The organism is Pseudarthrobacter woesei (assembly GCF_055412745.1).
Map to the genome: position 1 here is coordinate 132,467 of NZ_JBVAYU010000006.1, position 15,750 is coordinate 148,216.

The 15,750-nt window shown below is 69.4% G+C and carries 14 protein-coding genes; 7 read left to right on the plus strand and 7 right to left on the minus strand.

The features are described from left to right. Positions 1-24: 24 nt before the first annotated feature. Positions 25-555, plus strand: a complete 531-nt coding sequence (gene soxR, locus ACZYZE_RS10755; RefSeq protein WP_463907598.1) for a redox-sensitive transcriptional activator SoxR — start codon at positions 25-27, stop codon at positions 553-555. On the opposite strand, the gene ACZYZE_RS10760 is transcribed toward soxR, so the two are convergent. Next, the gene (locus ACZYZE_RS10760; RefSeq protein ID WP_463907599.1) at positions 501-1,193 is read right to left on the minus strand and encodes a DUF4386 domain-containing protein; all 693 of its coding nucleotides are present in this window, start codon (positions 1,191-1,193) and stop codon (positions 501-503) included. The two genes, soxR and ACZYZE_RS10760, sit on opposite strands and share 55 nt — an antisense overlap. Further along, the gene (locus ACZYZE_RS10765) at positions 1,193-1,750 is read right to left on the minus strand and encodes a hypothetical protein (RefSeq protein WP_463907600.1); all 558 of its coding nucleotides are present in this window, start codon (positions 1,748-1,750) and stop codon (positions 1,193-1,195) included. The genes ACZYZE_RS10760 and ACZYZE_RS10765 overlap by 1 nt, the downstream gene beginning before the upstream one ends. Positions 1,751-1,839: 89 nt before the next feature. On the opposite strand from ACZYZE_RS10765, the gene ACZYZE_RS10770 reads away from it, so the two are divergent. Further along, positions 1,840-2,505, plus strand: a complete 666-nt coding sequence (locus ACZYZE_RS10770; RefSeq protein ID WP_463907601.1) for a TetR/AcrR family transcriptional regulator — start codon at positions 1,840-1,842, stop codon at positions 2,503-2,505. Between the two features lie 158 nt (positions 2,506-2,663). Here ACZYZE_RS10770 and ACZYZE_RS10775 read toward each other — a convergent pair whose 3' ends face one another. Next, complete coding sequence (locus ACZYZE_RS10775) at positions 2,664-3,875, minus strand: MFS transporter (protein WP_463907741.1); 1,212 nt, start codon at positions 3,873-3,875, stop codon at positions 2,664-2,666. 200 nt (positions 3,876-4,075) lie between these two features. Between ACZYZE_RS10775 and trmB the strand changes: the two genes are divergently transcribed. The 3 genes from trmB (at position 4,076) to ACZYZE_RS10790 (ending at position 7,382) form a co-directional block, all read left to right on the plus strand. Further along, the gene (trmB, locus tag ACZYZE_RS10780) at positions 4,076-5,008 is read left to right on the plus strand and encodes a tRNA (guanosine(46)-N7)-methyltransferase TrmB (RefSeq protein ID WP_463907602.1); all 933 of its coding nucleotides are present in this window, start codon (positions 4,076-4,078) and stop codon (positions 5,006-5,008) included. A gap of 142 nt (positions 5,009-5,150) precedes the next feature. Beyond that, entirely contained in the window at positions 5,151-5,972 is an 822-nt protein-coding gene (locus ACZYZE_RS10785) for a DUF1206 domain-containing protein (RefSeq protein WP_459319024.1), read from the plus strand. 114 nt (positions 5,973-6,086) lie between these two features. Beyond that, complete coding sequence (locus ACZYZE_RS10790; RefSeq protein ID WP_463907603.1) at positions 6,087-7,382, plus strand: N-acetylglucosamine-6-phosphate deacetylase; 1,296 nt, start codon at positions 6,087-6,089, stop codon at positions 7,380-7,382. Between the two features lie 76 nt (positions 7,383-7,458). Here ACZYZE_RS10790 and ACZYZE_RS10795 read toward each other — a convergent pair whose 3' ends face one another. The 3 genes from ACZYZE_RS10795 to ACZYZE_RS10805 are packed head-to-tail and all read right to left on the minus strand — an operon-like array spanning position 7,459 to position 9,820. Further along, positions 7,459-8,646, minus strand: a complete 1,188-nt coding sequence (locus ACZYZE_RS10795) for a hypothetical protein (RefSeq protein ID WP_463907604.1) — start codon at positions 8,644-8,646, stop codon at positions 7,459-7,461. Continuing rightward, positions 8,646-9,323: a zf-HC2 domain-containing protein gene (locus ACZYZE_RS10800; RefSeq protein ID WP_463907605.1), complete on the minus strand. Its 678-nt coding sequence runs from the start codon at positions 9,321-9,323 to the stop codon at positions 8,646-8,648. The genes ACZYZE_RS10795 and ACZYZE_RS10800 overlap by 1 nt, the downstream gene beginning before the upstream one ends. After that, the gene (locus ACZYZE_RS10805) at positions 9,320-9,820 is read right to left on the minus strand and encodes a sigma-70 family RNA polymerase sigma factor (RefSeq protein WP_459318945.1); all 501 of its coding nucleotides are present in this window, start codon (positions 9,818-9,820) and stop codon (positions 9,320-9,322) included. The genes ACZYZE_RS10800 and ACZYZE_RS10805 overlap by 4 nt, the downstream gene beginning before the upstream one ends. A 161-nt stretch (positions 9,821-9,981) precedes the next feature. Here ACZYZE_RS10805 and ACZYZE_RS10810 point away from each other — a divergent pair, with 161 nt between their 5' ends. Further along, positions 9,982-10,506, plus strand: coding sequence for a COG4315 family predicted lipoprotein (locus ACZYZE_RS10810; RefSeq protein ID WP_459318944.1), 525 nt, complete (start codon positions 9,982-9,984; stop codon positions 10,504-10,506). Between the two features lie 21 nt (positions 10,507-10,527). Here the strand turns inward: ACZYZE_RS10810 and ACZYZE_RS10815 are convergent, their stop codons facing one another. Beyond that, complete coding sequence (locus tag ACZYZE_RS10815) at positions 10,528-11,400, minus strand: DMP19 family protein (protein WP_463907608.1); 873 nt, start codon at positions 11,398-11,400, stop codon at positions 10,528-10,530. Between the two features lie 236 nt (positions 11,401-11,636). Between ACZYZE_RS10815 and ACZYZE_RS10820 the strand changes: the two genes are divergently transcribed. After that, the gene (locus ACZYZE_RS10820) at positions 11,637-15,155 is read left to right on the plus strand and encodes a DEAD/DEAH box helicase (RefSeq protein WP_463907610.1); all 3,519 of its coding nucleotides are present in this window, start codon (positions 11,637-11,639) and stop codon (positions 15,153-15,155) included. The last annotated feature ends 595 nt before the right edge of the window (positions 15,156-15,750 follow it).

Below are 15,750 nucleotides of genomic sequence, written 5' to 3' on the forward strand. Positions count from 1 at the left end.
GTGAGCGTTGGCTAAAGGGGAAGCATGCCACAGCTGGCGGGCGGGGCGCACCACCCGCTGAGCATCGGCGAGGTGTCACAGCGCAGCGGTGTGGCGCCGTCGGCCCTGCATTTCTATGAACGCAACGGACTGATCTCGTCCGCGCGCAACGCCGGGAACCAGCGGCGGTACCGGCGGGACGTGCTGCGCCGGGTAGCGTTCATCCGCGTCTCCCAGCGCGTGGGGATCCCCTTGAAGGACATCCGGACCGCACTGGATTCCCTGCCGAAGGGCCGGACCCCGACGAAGCGGGACTGGGCGCGGCTCTCGCGGCGGTGGCGGTCCGAGCTCGACGCCCGGATCGCGGCGCTCGAACACCTGCGCAACGACCTCGAGGGCTGCATCGGTTGCGGCTGCCTGAGCCTCAAGACCTGCCGGCTGCAAAACCCCGACGACCGGCTGGGCGGCGGCGGCACCGGACCGCGGCGCTGGGAAACGGCGGCAGAGCAACCCGTGGCTGCTCAGATCAGTAGCGCCACACCGGTGGCGGCGAGCCAAAGCGACCAGAGCACGTAGGCGACCGGCGTCAGCGTCCCGGCGAGTTTCCAGCCCCGCAGCTCGAAGGCACCCACGAATTCGAGTGAGCAGAGAACCAGCACGGCGCCGACTGAGATTCCCACCAGGCCGAGCCAGCCGGGCACCGCAGTGCCCTGGGTGATGGCCGCGCCGACAAGAATGCTCCAGGCTCCGGTGAAGAGGAACCCGAGATGCTCGCCGACCGCTACGCCCAGATATCTGTTGAAGGACTGGAAGACGACGTCGATCGCTTCCCGGCGGGCGGCCGTCGCACCCGGTTCGGCGTCGGCCCGGGCGAGGTAGGGGACGAGGAAAGGCCAGCGGATCAGCCCCAGGAACTGTACGACGGCGGCCAGCACCCCCACCGTGACGCCGGCGCCGAGCAGGGCCGGGTGGGCGCCGTCGAGGGCGGCGGCCAGCAGAACGGCCAGCGGCGCCAGCAGAACGGCCGTCATGGCAAACGCCCACCAGAGGAGCACCAATCCGGAACCGCCCTTGCGGAAGCGTTCAAGAATCTCTGCAGTGGGCCGGCGCAGGATATCCGGGTAGTCGAACCTGGCGGCCAGCAAGGCGAAGGCTGCATTGAATGCAACCGGCAACGCGATCAGCAGCACGGCGGCGGTAACGGCGGCACTCATCAGACGGACCCCGCCGCGGCTGGTGCAGCGGGCGGCACGGCGGGCTTCCCGGCCGGACCGAGGATCCGGCGGAGCACGAGGCCTGTCAGCACGGTGGCGACCGCCGCGCCGCTTGATCCGAAGATGACGTAGCCCCGTTCCGCATCAATGATGACGTTGGCCGTGACGAACCAGCCCGCGGCCCAGCCCAGGCCTACCGCGGCCGCCCAGATCACGCCGACACGGGGCCCCTTGCGCAGGACGATGCCCTGGGCCGCACCCACAACAGCCCCGGACACCAGACCGCCCAGCGCCAGCGCGCCGGGAGTCGTTGCGGCTCCGGTCACTACAACAGCAATGGCGCTTCCGCCCGCCATTGCGGCGGCGGTGGCGGCGGGCCAGTCCCATCCCACACGGGGCCGGAGGGCCCACCATTGGGCCAGGCCGATGGCGGCGCCGGCGATTGCTCCGGCGCCGGCGGCCGTGACCGGCCCGTGGACCGGGCCGATCAGGACGGCCGCCAGCCAGCCGCCCAGCGGGAATCCCAGGAAAGTCAGTGCCCAACGGATCCATGACATCGTCAGCCTCCTACACGCTCGTTTGTATACGTTGTACACTAAGCCATAACGTACGATGTACACAAGAGCTGACCGAAGAAGGCTGGACCATGCCGCATGACCTCCGCGCAGCACCCCGCAGCACCCGCCGCCCCCGCAACACCCTCACCGTGGAGGCAATCCTCGACGCGGCCGAAGGGGTCGCCGCCCGGGGATTCGAAAACCTGACCATCCGCGCCGTCGCCACCGAGCTGGAGGCCTCCCCGATGGCGCTCTACCGGTACTTCGGCACCAAGGACGACCTGGTGGACGCGTTGCTGAACCGGGTGCTCGGGCGCTTCAGCCCGCCGCCGGCGTCGGAGTGCTGGATCGACGAGCTGCGCGCCTTTGCACGGCACCACCGCGAGCTTCTGAGCAGCCACCCCTGGGCGATCGGGGCCCTCATCGGCCACCCCTACCCCGGCCCGAACGCACTGCCCATCGGCGAAACGGCCCTGATGATCCTCGGGCGCGGAGGCATCGCCGGGGACGACGCCGTCGCGACGTTCAGCGGCCTCATCGCCTTGAACTACGGCTGGTCATCGTTCGTGCTGGCACGCAGCCGGGGCGACCACACCTCGGCCCCGCTGCCCCCCGCTCCCCCGGAGTATCCGCTGAGCCTCGCCGCCGCCGGCTCCCTGGCAGGCTACGGCAGCGCCGCGCACTACGAGCACGTGCTGGACCAGTTGCTCGCTGGCGTCGAAGCCGCGGCCGCGGCCGTCGCCGCAGCCAAGTAGCCCGCCGTTGTTAGCGTTTGGGGCCGCACGACGACAATAATTGACAGCCGGTTGGGCCAGGAGGCTGATCCTGGCCCCTCGCGCGCTCCCCCCTCAAGCGACTGGCAGCAGGGGCCGCTTTGGGCGCTCAAAACGGCCCCTGCTTCCAGTTAGTTGGGTCAGGCGATGAAGCGGTTCCGCCCGGCGCGGTAACCGAACACGGCGGCCAGCGAGCCGACGACGAGGAAGAGCACCCCGGCCGCGGCAAAGGACCCGGTGGACTGGTGCAGTTGGCCCACCAGCAGGGTGCCGGTGGAGCCCAGCCCGTAGCCGACGCCCTGCATCATGCCGGACAGGTGCGCGGCAGTGTGGCCGTCCCGGGTGCGGAGCATGATCATGGTCAGGGCCACAGCGGTCAGGCTGCCCTGGCCCAGGCCCAGGAGCCCGGTCCACAGCCAGATCAGTTCCAGCGGGCCGAAGATACTCAGCGCGAAGCCGCCGCCGGTCATAAGCGCCACCACGGTGTTGATCGCCCGCTGGTCCCGGAACCGTGCCGCCAGGGCCGGGGCGAACAAGGAACCCAGCATCTGAAGCACGATCGAGGCCGAGACGATCAGCCCCGCCGTGGCGCCGTCCACCCCGCGTTCGCGCAGGATCGGGGCCAGCCAGGCGAAAACGCTGAAGGACATCATCGCTTGCAGCACCATAAAGATCGTCACCTGCCAGGCGATCCCCGAGCGCCACACGTTGACACCGTCGGCCGCCTGCTGGTGCCGGCTGTGCCGCTGCCGGATGGCCAGCGGCAGGAACAGCAGAAGAACGGCGCCGGCGGGGAGCGCCCAGAACCACAGCGCCGCCGTCCACTCCCCCGTCGCACTGAAGACCGGGTAGGTGAAACCGGCGCCGAGGGCCGCGGAGGCACAGATCGCCGTCGTGTAGAGGCCGCCCATCAGGCCGAGCCGGTGCGGGAAGTCGCGCTTCACGAGGCCGGGGAGCAGCACGTTGCAGAGCGAGATCGCGGCACCGCAGGCCGCCGTTCCGAGAAACAGCGCCGGAAGATGCCCGGCGCCACCGGCGTCCAGGGGCCGCAGCAGCAGGCCGGAGGTCAGCACCGCCATGGCTGCGAGCAGGACCCGTTCCGCGCCGAAGCGGCGGGCCAGGACAGGGGCGAGCGGGGCGAATACCCCCAGCAGAGTCACCGGCACGGTGGTGAGCACGACGACGGCCCAGCCCGGCAGCCCGGCGTCGGCCGTCACCTCGGGGAGTACCGCGGAGAAGCTGGAAAAAACGGTGCGGAGGTTCAGCCCGATCAGGACCAGGCACACGCCCAGATAGGCCAGCGCGCGGCGGCTGCCGACCCGGGTGGGCCCGGCCGCGGGGACATCGTCGATTTCCGCGTCGACGAGCGTGCTGCGGCTTTCTTCGGCGGCGGGGCTGCTGCCGGCGGACTCCGGGGCGCTCTTTGGTACGGTCACCGCCCCATTCTGGCAGGCCGTCGGCCGCCGCCCCTGCCACGAACACCGGCAACGGCCCCGTCGCCCACCCTGGCAGGGCTCCCCTGCCCTGCCGGAACTCCACTATTCTGGAAGGAATGAGTGAATCCCCAGAATCCCCCCAGACGCCCCAGACGCCGGAGCCATCGCGTCCGGTGACGCCCGGCAGCCAGGCCTCGTTCGGTACCTACGGCGGCCGGCCGGTGAGCTTTGTGCGCCGCGGAACCCGCCTGCAGGGCCGGCGTCAGGCCGCCTGGGAGGAGCATTCGGACCGCTGGGCCGTCGAGGTCCCCCGCCACATCGCCAATACCTCGGTGCACCCGGATTACGTCTTCGACGCCGAGGCCGAGTTCGGCCGCAGGGCACCCCTGATCGTCGAGATCGGCTCGGGACTCGGCGACGCCGTGTGCCATGCGGCGGAGGAGAACCCGGACACGGACTTCCTGGCTGTCGAGGTCTACACACCGGGGCTCGCCAACACCCTGATCAAGATCAACAGCCGCGGCCTGGGCAACGTCCGCGTCGTGGAGGCGAATGCCCCCGAGGTGCTCGCCACCATGCTGCCCGCCGGTTCCGTGACGGAACTGTGGATCTTCTTCCCGGACCCCTGGCACAAGTCCCGGCACCACAAGCGCCGCCTCATCCAGCCGGAATTCGCCGAACTTGCCTCGCGCGCCCTCAAACCGGGCGGCATCTGGCGCATCGCGACGGACTGGTCCAACTACGCCGTCCACGTCCGCGGGGTCCTGGCGGACTCCCCTGACTTCGAGAACCTGCACGACGGCCAGCGCAGCGGCGCCGAAAGCCCCCTCACCCGGGTGTGGGAATCCGGCGTCGAATCCCTCGTGGGCGGGGCCCCCGTCAAGGAGGGCCGGGCACCGGTGAGCACCGAACACACCGGTCCGAACGAGGGCACCGACGACGCCGGCGGCTGGGCGCCACGATTCGACGGCCGCATCCTGACCAGCTTCGAGAACAAGGCGCACGAGGCCGGCCGCCTCATCTTCGACCTCAGCTACCGCCGCCGCTAAGCGCCGCGGGGCGCCGCGGGGCGACGTCGAAGCCACCCGATTATTCAGTGCTGTCAGCGGGCACTCTTCCGTGGCACGATTACGGGAGATGACTGCGCCGGAGGTCATATGCGGCGCCAGTGACGAATCGTCCTAAGGACCGATCATCAAAAGAGAACTAGAAGACGCCGCCGACGCGGCCGAAGAGATCACCAACTCGCGGTCCCTCGAGCTGGTGGCCCGGGCAGGGTTTGCCGTGAGCGGCGTCCTGCACTTCCTGGTGGGCCTGGTTGCGATCCGCCTCGCCCTGGGTGGCGAGGGCAAGGCGGATGTGAGCGGGGCAGTCGAGCAGTTGGCCAGCCAGCCGGCAGGGCCCCTGCTCCTGTGGAGTTCCTTCGCCGCGTGCGTGGCACTGGCCCTCTGGGCGACCAGCGATGCCATCTTCGATTTCGAGCATCTCCCCGCCAAGAAGAAGCTGGGGAAGAAGCTCAAGGCCGCCCTGCAGGCAGTGGTGTACGCCGGACTCGCGGTGACGCTCGCGTCCTTCGCCAGCGGCGTCGGCAAGGACCACAGCTCCTCCACGAGCGACCTCACGGTCTCCGTGATGAAGGCCCCCGGCGGCTACGCACTCCTGCTCGCCATCGGCGCTGCCGTCGCGGTCACCGGAATCGTCTACGCCATCCGCGGCTTCCGGCAGTCCTTCGCCAAACACCTCCGGCTTCCGGCCTCGGCCAAGGCACGGACCGCGGTGACGGTCCTCGGCGTGGCGGGCTATGCGGCAAAGGGCATCGCCCTGCTGCTGGCCGGGCTGCTGATCATCATCGCCACGGTGCAGGTGCGTCCCGAGGAATCAACCGGGCTCGACGGCGGGCTGAAGGGCCTGCGCGAGCAGCCGTTCGGCATGTACATGCTGGCCGCCGTCGGGATCGGCCTGATCTGCTACGGCGTCTTCATGGTTGTCCGCGCCAAACTCGCCAAGATGTAGCGCCCGACGGCGGGGCTCCCGCCGCCCTGCCATAGTCTCCTCCCGGAAGCCCGCCGCACATCCGGCCGCCGTCAGTGGCGGGTCACCGCCGCGCTTCGCTCCTGAAAGGCACCCATGAACAGCCCGGAATCCCTAGACGCCACCGCGGCCGGGCACTACGTCCTGCGCGGGGCTATGGTGACGCACGGTGCCAGTTATGCTGACTCCGTCGTGGCCGTGGCCAACGGCAGAATCGCGTATGCCGGACCCCGGAACGGCTTTGACGCCGTGGCGTTTGGCGGCGCGGCGCCGGATGGTGCGGCGGAACTCTCCCTCCCGCCCGGCAGCCGGATCCTTCCCGGGCTGATCGACCTCCACTGCCATGGCGCGGCCGGCGGCAGCTTCCCCAGCTCGGACGGCCAGGCCTGCCGGGACGCCGTGGATTTCCTGCACCGCAGCGGGACCACAACCCTGCTGGCCAGCCTGGTCACCGCCTCGGCTGGCGAGCTCCTGCGGGGACTCGGTGTGCTCCGGGCCCTGGTATCCGAGGGGCTCATCGCCGGCGTCCATTCCGAAGGCCCCTTCCTGTCCCACGTGCGCTGCGGAGCGCAGAACCCCGATTGGCTCCGGGACCCCGATCCGGAGCTGCTCCGCCAACTGCTTGAGGCGGCCGGCGGCGCCCTCAAGACCATGACCTATGCCCCGGAACTTCCCGGGGCCCGCGAGCTGGTCAAGATGCTCGCCGGGCAGGGCGTCACGCCCTCGCTGGGTCATACCGACGCCGACGCCCGCACCACCGCCGCATCCCTGACGGAGGCGGCTGACCTCCTCACGGCGAACTCCGGCGCAGGCGGGGCGGGCCAGCCCGGGACCGGCCTCTTCGGGACGGCTGCCCGCCCCACGGTGACGCATCTCTTCAACGGTATGCCGCCCCTGCATCACCGGAGCCCCGGACCGGTAGCGGCCTGCCTTCGGCTGGCCGCCGCCGGCGCCGTCGCCGTCGAACTCATCGGCGACGGCGTCCACCTCGACCCTGAGACGGTCCGGATGGTCTTCGAGCTGGTCGGTGCCGACAACGTGGCCCTCGTGACCGATTCCATGGCGGCGGCCGGGCTGCCCGACGGCGACTACGCGCTCGGGCCCTCGGCCGTTGTGGTGCGCGCCGGCGTGGCCGCCCTGCAGAGCAACGGCGCCCTCGCCGGCGGCACGGCAACGCTCCTCGACGTCGTCCGCCGGACCATTGAGGCCGGGGTGAGCCCCGCCGATGCCGTGAAGGCGGCAACGCTTGTCCCGGCCCGGATTTTGGGCCTGGACGGTGAGACCGGGAGCCTGCGGGCGGGCATGCGCGCCGACATCGTGGCGGTGGACGCCGACTTCGGGCTGGTCACGGTCCTGCGGGCGGGCCAGGTCCTGACCGGTCCCGCAAGCTGACCCGCCCGCCAACGGATCCGGGCAATGTTCCCGGGCGTCCTGCGTTCCCCGGCGCCCTGCCGCCATTCGGGATCCCTCAGGGCTTGAAGTCGTCGTGGACCACGACCCGCGACAGCTCCATCGATCCGTCCGGCAGACGCCAGAAGTGCAGCCGCCGGGCCGATGCCACCTTCTGCTCGATCGCTGCCCGGTAGCATCTGGCCCCGTCCGCGCGCACCAGCTGGGCAGAGTCGCCGCCCGGGGTCGACCGCAGCGCATGGACCTCCCGCGCCGCGTTCCGCTCCGCCATCCCGGTCAGTACCTCCACCGTTGCCTTCAGCGCCTTCGCCTCAACCCCGGGCTCGGTAAAGCCGTAGAGGGTCGCCGCAAACTCCCGGCCGACCGTCCAGTCCGCGGGCAGCGCCTGCCGTGCCTTGTCCACCGCCGGAACGTTCCTGGCCCAGGCGAGGTACACATCGTGCCGCACGCGTTCTGCGGCTGTCGCGAAGAGCGCCTCCGAACCGCCGGCCATGGCACGTTTGAGCGCCGGCTGCGTCCGGCGCTTGTAGGCCCGGAGGTCGAGGAGTTCTTCCTGCCGCCGGGAGAGACGGACCTCCGCGTCCTCCACCGCCGCCCTGGCCGACTCGGCGATCTGTTGTTCCGCCGCGAGTTCCTGGCGGAGGGCGTCCTGCTTCAGTTGGAGGCTGACGAGTCCCGCCCCGGCCGTGCTGGCAGCGGCGACCAGTTCTTGCAGGGGGGCGACTTTCCTCCGCTCGGCTTCCAGCTGGAGCTGGGTGCTCATCAGCGCAGCCGACGGCCGGGGAGACGGGCCGGCTGCGGCGCCGGAAGTCCGGTGTGCCGCGTCTTCGGTTCGAGCCCCCGGGGCGCCCGCGGCTTCGGCGTCGAACGTCCGGCCCGAGGTGGGCTGCTCGGTGAGGTGCCGGCCGGGCCGCAGCCAGGGGGTACCGCCCGCCAGGAGCGCGGGCGCCTCCACGACGCCGGCGCCGGCGTCGTCGTCGTCGTCGACGTCTAGCAATGACAAGGCCACGGCCCCGCTTTCCCGCAGGAACCGCACCACCACCACTTCGCCTTCCGTCACGAGGCTGTCCACGGTGTCGAGGGGGTTGGCGGAGACCCGGGGCTGGTCAACCGTCCAGCTGGCTCCCGGGTAGAGGGTGAGCCTCGCGCCCTTGGCGTTGACCTGCTCGGCCAGGGCGAGGACGAGGTCCCCGGACCGGTAAAGCTCCGCCAGCCGCGGTGCGGTTTTCAGACTGGAGCCGCCCACTACGCCCGCGGAACGGCGATCACGGCCACGGTCTGCTGCTGCCCGTTCCGCACCTCGACGCTGGCGATGCTGGCGAGCTGCACGGGGGTGGCGCCGGTGATCTTGACCTTGCCGCTGGGGGTCGCCGTCCACGCGCACGCGCGGTCCTCACCGCCGTCGCGGTCCTTCACCCAGAGTGAGAATGTTCCGTCCACCGGCAAGCTCCGGCCGTCGACCGCGAGCTCGGTACCCCACGTCTTCTTGACCAGCCCCACCGTGAACTGCAGACCGTCGCCCGCCTGGACCGAGTAGCTGGCGTCCGGTTTAGCCGGCTGGTTGAACACCGGTCCGGCCAGGACCCCGACGGCGAGGCACGCCGCGGCCACGGCCACCACGGCCGCCGACCACCGGCGTCGGACGTTCCGGCGCCGGGCGGACAACTCATCCAGGAGCCGCCGCGGCACCGGAACCGCCTCGGGGCCCGGGGCGGCCGGCTCGCGGCCCGCCGCGGCGCCAAGGGCGAGAGCGTCGGGCACCGGAACCGCGTCCAGCAGCGCCGGGAGGCTGGCCAGTTCATCGAGCTCCAGCCGGCAGTCCGAACATGAGCCCAGATGCTGCTCGAAAAGAGCGGCCTCGTCCGCTTCCAGCCCGCCGAGCAGATAGGCCCCGAGCAGTTGGTGGACTTCCGTCTGGTTCACCGCTGCACCCCCATCTCGTCAAGGATCGTCCGGAGCGCCCGCACGGCGTAGAACGCCCGGGACTTCACTGTGCCGCTTGGAATGTTCAACTTGGCCGATGCCTCCTGGACGGTGTAGCGGCGGTAATGGAGCGCGATCAGGACGTCCCGGTGCTCGGCGCTGAGCCGCAGCAGCGCCTCTTCCATCAGGATCCTGTTGAGGAGTTCGTCCACCCGTTCGGCACCGTCGGCGGGATCGGCCATGTCGCGTTCGGTCACTTCATGCGGCCGCCGCTGGGCCTTGCGGTAGTTGTCGATCATGATGTTGCGGGCTGTCCTGAACAGGTAGCTGCGCAGGCTCCCCGTGATTTGCGGTGCCTGTTGCCAGACGCGCAGCACGGTCTCCTGCACGACGTCGTCGGCCAGTTGCGGATCGCGGGAGGCGCCGAGGACGAATCGCCGAAGGGCGGTCCCGTGATCGCGGTAAATCGCGGCGACGACGTCCTCGTCCAGCGACATGCCCTTACCTCCCTGCTCCGCCCTCTGCCCTCTTCTGCCCCGTACGACGTTCGGGGCGGCGGAAAAGTTCACCACCCCGCCCTGAACCATTGTTCACCCGGCGGCGTCGTATGGGTTAGGGCCGGACTCTGAGTTGGCCGGCACGAGTCAAGGAGCAGCAGATGAAGAAGCACCTCAGCATTGGCCTGTCAGCTTTCGCCGTTGCCGCACTACTTTCCGGCTGTGCCGGGGGCAGCGGCACCTCGACGACGTCGGCGCCTGCGACGACGTCCCCCAGCGCCGCCGCCAGTTCGGCACCGGCGTCCTCTCCGGCAGCCGCGGCCGCGGAGCTCAAGGTGGCATCCTCCAAGCTCGGGCAGATCGTGGTGGACGGCAAGGGCATGAGCGTCTACTACTACACGAAAGATGTCAAGGACTCGGGAACGAGCACCTGCACCGGCGGCTGCCTCACCGCCTGGCCGCCGGTCGTCACCACCTCTGCCACACCCACGGTCGACGGCGTCACCGGCAAGGTGGGCACCATCACCACCCCTGACGGCAAGATGCAGCTGACGATCAACGGGTTGCCGGTCTACTACTTCGCCAAGGACAAGGCGGCCGGGGACATCCTGGGCCAGGGCGTCAACAGCGTCTGGTACCTCGTGGCACCCTCCGGTGAAATGATCACCACGGCCGCCGGTTCCTAGCTGACGACGGACGGACGCCGGTTAGTCGTCGTCGTCCGCGAATTCGACCGCGGCCACAATTTCCTTGGTGTCCGGGTGGATCATGAAGGCCTCATCGTCGTCTTCCACCATGAGGTACTCGCCCTGGTCCGTGGTGAAATGCCAGGCCAGGGCGGGCTGGCCGTCGCGGTCATAGTTGGGGTCACCCATGGTGATCTTCACCAGTGTGTGGCCCGCCACGTTGCATAGTTCACGGATGATCAGCTCAAACTCCGGGGCGTCCTGCAGATCGTCCTCCGCGGCCTCGGCCTGGCGTTCCGCGAGGTTGGGGATCCGCGACACCCGCTCGGCGATGTGGAGATCAAGTTCCTCGTCGTCAAGGACCAGGAGGTCCGCCTGGCCCCGGAGCCAGACCGCGTTGAGCCGGATGAGGTCCTCGGTTTCCAGCAGTGACTCGAACTCGCGGTCAAGTTCTTCCAGGGGCTGCACGGCGTCCTGCACGCCATCCGGGTCGCCGTTCCCAGTGTCGGCATCGCCGTCAAGATAGGCGTCTGCTTCCTCCTCGGAGAGTGAGTCGAAGGCGTCCGCGGTGCGGTTGAAGAGATCCAGATGCCCGGCCGCTCCCATCGCTTCGAGCCCTTCGCGGATGTAGGCGTCAATGTCCTCGCGTTCCGGCGCGGTGAACACGTACTGGGCGAACCCGCCGCCCAGCGACTGGGTCAGGTAGAAGTCCACGTAGTAGCTTCGCAGTGCGTTCGGGGCGATCTCGTCAATGTCGAGCAGCTCCGCGTACATGGCGTTGACCACGTCTACGTTCGCGTCGACGGCGTCAGCGTCGCTGCCGCTGATGCTTTCCCTGGTCAGGACCGGGGCGGGTGTGGCGCTGGAAACGGTGGTGGAAAGGCCGTTGCTCATGGGAATTCCTCACTGCTGAAGGCTGGTGGCGCTCCGGACCCCTCCAAGGTATGTTGCACGGGCCGGCCCGCGGCTGAGCCGGAGCTGAACGTCAGACGAAGTTTGGGTGTTCCGGCCGTCCGGCGTGCCTGGCCGGGGTGGCCGCGCGGCACGGGCTGCTGCCGGCGAAGTTCGAGGGACCCGTCCAGGCTCGCTAAGATGGATCAGATGACCAACTGCTGAAAGTAGTGCGCACAATGCCATCCCATCCGGACGATAGTGCGGCACTGGCAATACAGACACCCGCAATTAACGACCGCTCCCTCGCGGCCGGATTGGCCTACGCCATGGGGAGCCGCGTTTCCGGAATCTCCTTCGACGCCGCCACCGGGCTCATGCTCGGCAAGGTACGCGGCGGCTCCGACGTGCCCTATTCGACCACCGCCAAGCTGGTCCGCAAGGCAGGCGGTTGGAGCTGCACCGTGGGTGTCTGCAGCTGTCCGGTTCGAAAAGACTGCAAACATGTCGCCGCGCTGCTGTTCGCGGCCGAGGACAACCCCGCCACCCGCGTCCGGTTGCTGGCCCCCGCCGATGCCACCCGGCTCGCACGGCAGGCCGAGCCGCTGGATGTTCCCGACTGGGAGCAGGCCCTCAGCCCGCTCATTGCGCGCCCCGGCATCACGCAGTCCACCAACGGCATCCCGCTGGCGCTGCAGTTCGACGTCGAGGAACCCGCACCGCACTTCTCCTACACCGGCCGCCGGGATCCGCTCCGCAGCGTCCGCCAGCTCAAGGCGCGGCCCGTGATCATGGGCGCAAAAGGCAAGTGGATCCGCGGCGACGTCTCGTGGAACACCCTGAGCTACCTGAACTACCGGCGCGAATGCAACGAGGCCCACGTCGAGTGGATGCAGGAGTTCCTCGCCTCGCACACGGTCCTGGCCAACCGCCAGCACACCGGCAGCGCGCCCTGGCTGGGACTGAATACCTATGCAGGCAAGAACCTGTGGAGCCTGCTGGCCCAGGCGCAGAAGATCGGCGTCGCGCTGGTCCACAGCCGCGGCCTGGAGCCGGTGAGGCTCGTGGAGGAACCTGCCGCCGTCGGACTCAACCTGGCCCGCTTCGGCGCCGCGCCGGTTCCTGCGGACGGCGTTCCCGGCGGGGACGCCGGTTCCGTAGCTCCTGCCGCCGCGGCCGGGGACGGCAGCAGCGGTCTGTCGCTCGCCCCGACCATCACGGTGGAGGGGTTCGTCGTCGATCCTTCCTCGGTCGGGACCATCGGCCGCCCCGCCCACGGGATCTTCCTGACCTCCGGGGCAGACACCCTGCCCGGCGCCGCGCCCTCGGACTCCGTCATCACGCTTGCTCCGCTGGAAAACGGGCTGAGTGAGGAACTGCTGACCTTCGTCACCGCGGGAACCACGCTGCACATCCCGGCCCGGGACGAGAGCCGCTTCCTGACCGGCTTCTACCCCAAGCTCAAGCAGTCTGCCCGGGTCACGGCGTCGGACGAGTCCGTGGAGCTTCCGCAGCTGGCTGTCCCCACCCTGTCCCTGCTCGCCAACTACGGCGCGGACCACCGCGTCCGGCTGCACTGGGAATGGCACTACAAGTCCGGAAACCTCGTCACGGCCCAGCCCCTCTGGCGCCACCCGGGTGACCACGGCTACCGGGACGACCCGGCGGAGGCGCGCATCCTGGAGGCCGTCGGGCAGCCGTGGGATGTTGTGCCGGCCTTGGGCGAGTCGGCAACCGGCGGCTGGGGGACACCGCGGCTTGCGGGCTCGGCTGAACTCAGCGGCCTGGACACACTGGCCTTCACCGAGGAGCTGCTCCCTGTGCTCCGCGAGGTCCCCGGGGTCGCCGTGGATACCGCCGGCGAGATCGCCGACTACCGGGAGGCCGACGAGGCGCCCGTGGTGTCCATCTCCACCAAGGCCACGGAGCAGCGGGACTGGTTCGACCTCGGCATCCAGATTTCTCTGGAGGGCCAGCCGGTGTCCTTCGCGGCCGTTTTCTCCGCCCTGGCGGCCGGCCAGACCAAGATGCTGCTCCCCAGTGGGGCCTACTTCTCCCTGGACCTGCCCGAGCTGCACCAGCTGCGGGCCCTGATTGAAGAGGCGCGGGAACTGCAGGACAACAAGGATGCGCCGCTGCAGATCAGCCGTTTCCAGGCCGGTCTCTGGGACGAGCTCGCGCAGCTCGGCATTGTTGACGAGCAGGCCGCGGCCTGGCGCGACGCCGTCGGCGGGCTGCTGGAGGGCGGGGTGAAGGGGCTGCCGCTGCCCTCGACGCTCAACGCCGAGCTGCGCCCGTACCAGCTGGAAGGCTTCAACTGGCTCAGCTTCCTCTACCGCCACGGACTCGGCGGTGTCCTTGCCGATGACATGGGCCTGGGCAAGACCGTCCAGGCGCTGGCGCTGATCTGCGCCGCCAAGGAAGCCGCCAAGGACGCCGCCCCGGGGAGCACTGACACCGCCCACGAAGCCGGCATGGAGTCCGATGCCGGTGCTGCCGCCGGCACCGGTGCCGGTGCTGCGCCTTTCCTCGTGGTCGCCCCCACGAGTGTCGTGGGCAACTGGGAGGCAGAAACCGCGCGGTTCGCCCCCGGGCTGACGGTCCTCGCCATCGGCGAGACCTTCGCAAAGAGCGGCTCGAATCCCGCCGAGGCGATGGCGGGCGCGGACATCATCATCACTTCCTACGCCCTGTTCCGGATCGACTACGACGCCTACGCCTCGAAGGAATGGGCCGGCCTGGTCCTGGACGAGGCCCAGTTCGTCAAGAACCACCAGTCCAAGGCCTACCAGTGCGCGCGGAAGCTTCCCGCACCCTTCAAACTGGCCATCACCGGCACCCCGCTGGAGAACAACCTGATGGAATTCTGGGCGCTGACCTCGATCGTGGCGCCCGGGCTGTTCTCCAGCCCCAAGCGGTTCGCCGAGTACTACCAGAAGCCGGTGGAGAAGAACGGGGACAGGACGCAGCTGGACAAGCTCCGGCGCCGGGTCCGTCCCCTCATGATGCGCCGCACCAAGGAGCAGGTCATCCACGATCTGCCGCCGAAGCAGGAGCAGATCCTGGAGGTGGTCCTGAATCCGCGGCATCAGAAGGTCTACCAGACGCACCTGCAGCGCGAGCGCCAGAAGATCCTGGGCTTGATCGATGACGTCAACAAGAACCGCTTCACGATTTTCCAGTCGCTGACACTGCTGCGGCAGCTCAGCCTGGACCCCTCACTGATCGACCCGTCCCTGTCCGGGGTGCGGTCCAGCAAGCTCGATGTGCTGTTCGAGCAGCTGGAAGACCTCGTCGCGGAAGGGCACCGGGCGCTGATCTTCAGCCAGTTCACCGGTTTCCTGGGCAAGGTCCGGGAACGGCTCGTCGAGGAAAAGATCGAGTTCTGCTACCTCGACGGCAGCACCCGCAACCGCACCGACGTCGTCAACGAGTTCAAGAACGGCGCGGCGCCGGTGTTCCTGATCAGCCTCAAGGCCGGCGGTTTCGGGCTGAACCTGACGGAGGCGGACTACGTGTTCCTGCTGGATCCATGGTGGAACCCGGCCTCGGAGGCCCAGGCCGTGGACCGGACGCACCGGATCGGGCAGGCCCGCAATGTGATGGTCTACCGGCTGGTCGCCAAGGACACCATCGAGGAGAAGGTCATGGCACTCAAGGCCCGGAAGTCAAAGCTGTTCGCCGATGTTATGGAAGGCGATGCCCTCAGCGGCAGCGCGCTGACGGCGGATGACCTGGCCGGGCTATTCAACGACTGACGCGGTCCGGGCGCTGGGCTCCGTCTATGACGCCGCCGAATACCGGACCGCGAAAGCAGCCAAGGCTAGAGCCCTCGCCGTGCACCGAAGTACTACTTCCCGGCGTCGAACACCTCCTTCGAGGCAGCGTTACGCCGAATTCGCTACGCGTCCGGGCTCGTGACACGGCGCCGGCCCAGCGCTGCGGTATACCCGTAGCGCTGGGTCGGCGCCGTGTCGTGGGACTTTTTCCGCAGCGGAGTTGGTCTGAGCGGAGGGGACGCGGGGTCCAGGCGGGACATCTGCGCTGTTCCTGCTCGCGGGTGGCGACGCTCCATCCCAGTTACATGGCGCCGGCCCTACCTCCGCGCCCGGGAATCGCGAGATTCCGCGGGCATGCGGAGGTGCGGTCGGAAGCAACTGGGCAGGAGCGTCGCCACTCCTTCGGCAGGGGTGCCCGTGCCGAAGCTTAGCCCGCGTGATCCTGAAATTCGGGGGCACGGTCGCCGGCACCGGCAGGACGTTCGCCACGTACTGGTCCGGGCGCACGACATCCACCACGCCGCCCCGGTGGATGCCGCGCCGGCGGCGCGCTGACGGCGGATGACCTGGCCGG

Excerpts from the sequence above, each read along its gene's own strand:
- ACZYZE_RS10805 (WP_459318945.1), bottom strand. The coding sequence starts at position 9,820 with ATGTCGCTGGACGAGGACGTCGTCGCCGCGATTTACCGCGATCACGGG.
- ACZYZE_RS10790 (WP_463907603.1), top strand. The coding sequence starts at position 6,087 with ATGAACAGCCCGGAATCCCTAGACGCCACCGCGGCCGGGCACTACGTC.
- ACZYZE_RS10770 (WP_463907601.1), top strand. The coding sequence starts at position 1,840 with ATGCCGCATGACCTCCGCGCAGCACCCCGCAGCACCCGCCGCCCCCGC.
- trmB (WP_463907602.1), top strand. The coding sequence starts at position 4,076 with ATGAGTGAATCCCCAGAATCCCCCCAGACGCCCCAGACGCCGGAGCCA.
- ACZYZE_RS10815 (WP_463907608.1), bottom strand. The coding sequence starts at position 11,400 with ATGAGCAACGGCCTTTCCACCACCGTTTCCAGCGCCACACCCGCCCCG.
- soxR (WP_463907598.1), top strand. The coding sequence starts at position 25 with ATGCCACAGCTGGCGGGCGGGGCGCACCACCCGCTGAGCATCGGCGAG.
- ACZYZE_RS10820 (WP_463907610.1), top strand. The coding sequence starts at position 11,637 with ATGCCATCCCATCCGGACGATAGTGCGGCACTGGCAATACAGACACCC.
- ACZYZE_RS10765 (WP_463907600.1), bottom strand. The coding sequence starts at position 1,750 with ATGTCATGGATCCGTTGGGCACTGACTTTCCTGGGATTCCCGCTGGGC.
- ACZYZE_RS10760 (WP_463907599.1), bottom strand. The coding sequence starts at position 1,193 with ATGAGTGCCGCCGTTACCGCCGCCGTGCTGCTGATCGCGTTGCCGGTT.
- ACZYZE_RS10810 (WP_459318944.1), top strand. The coding sequence starts at position 9,982 with ATGAAGAAGCACCTCAGCATTGGCCTGTCAGCTTTCGCCGTTGCCGCA.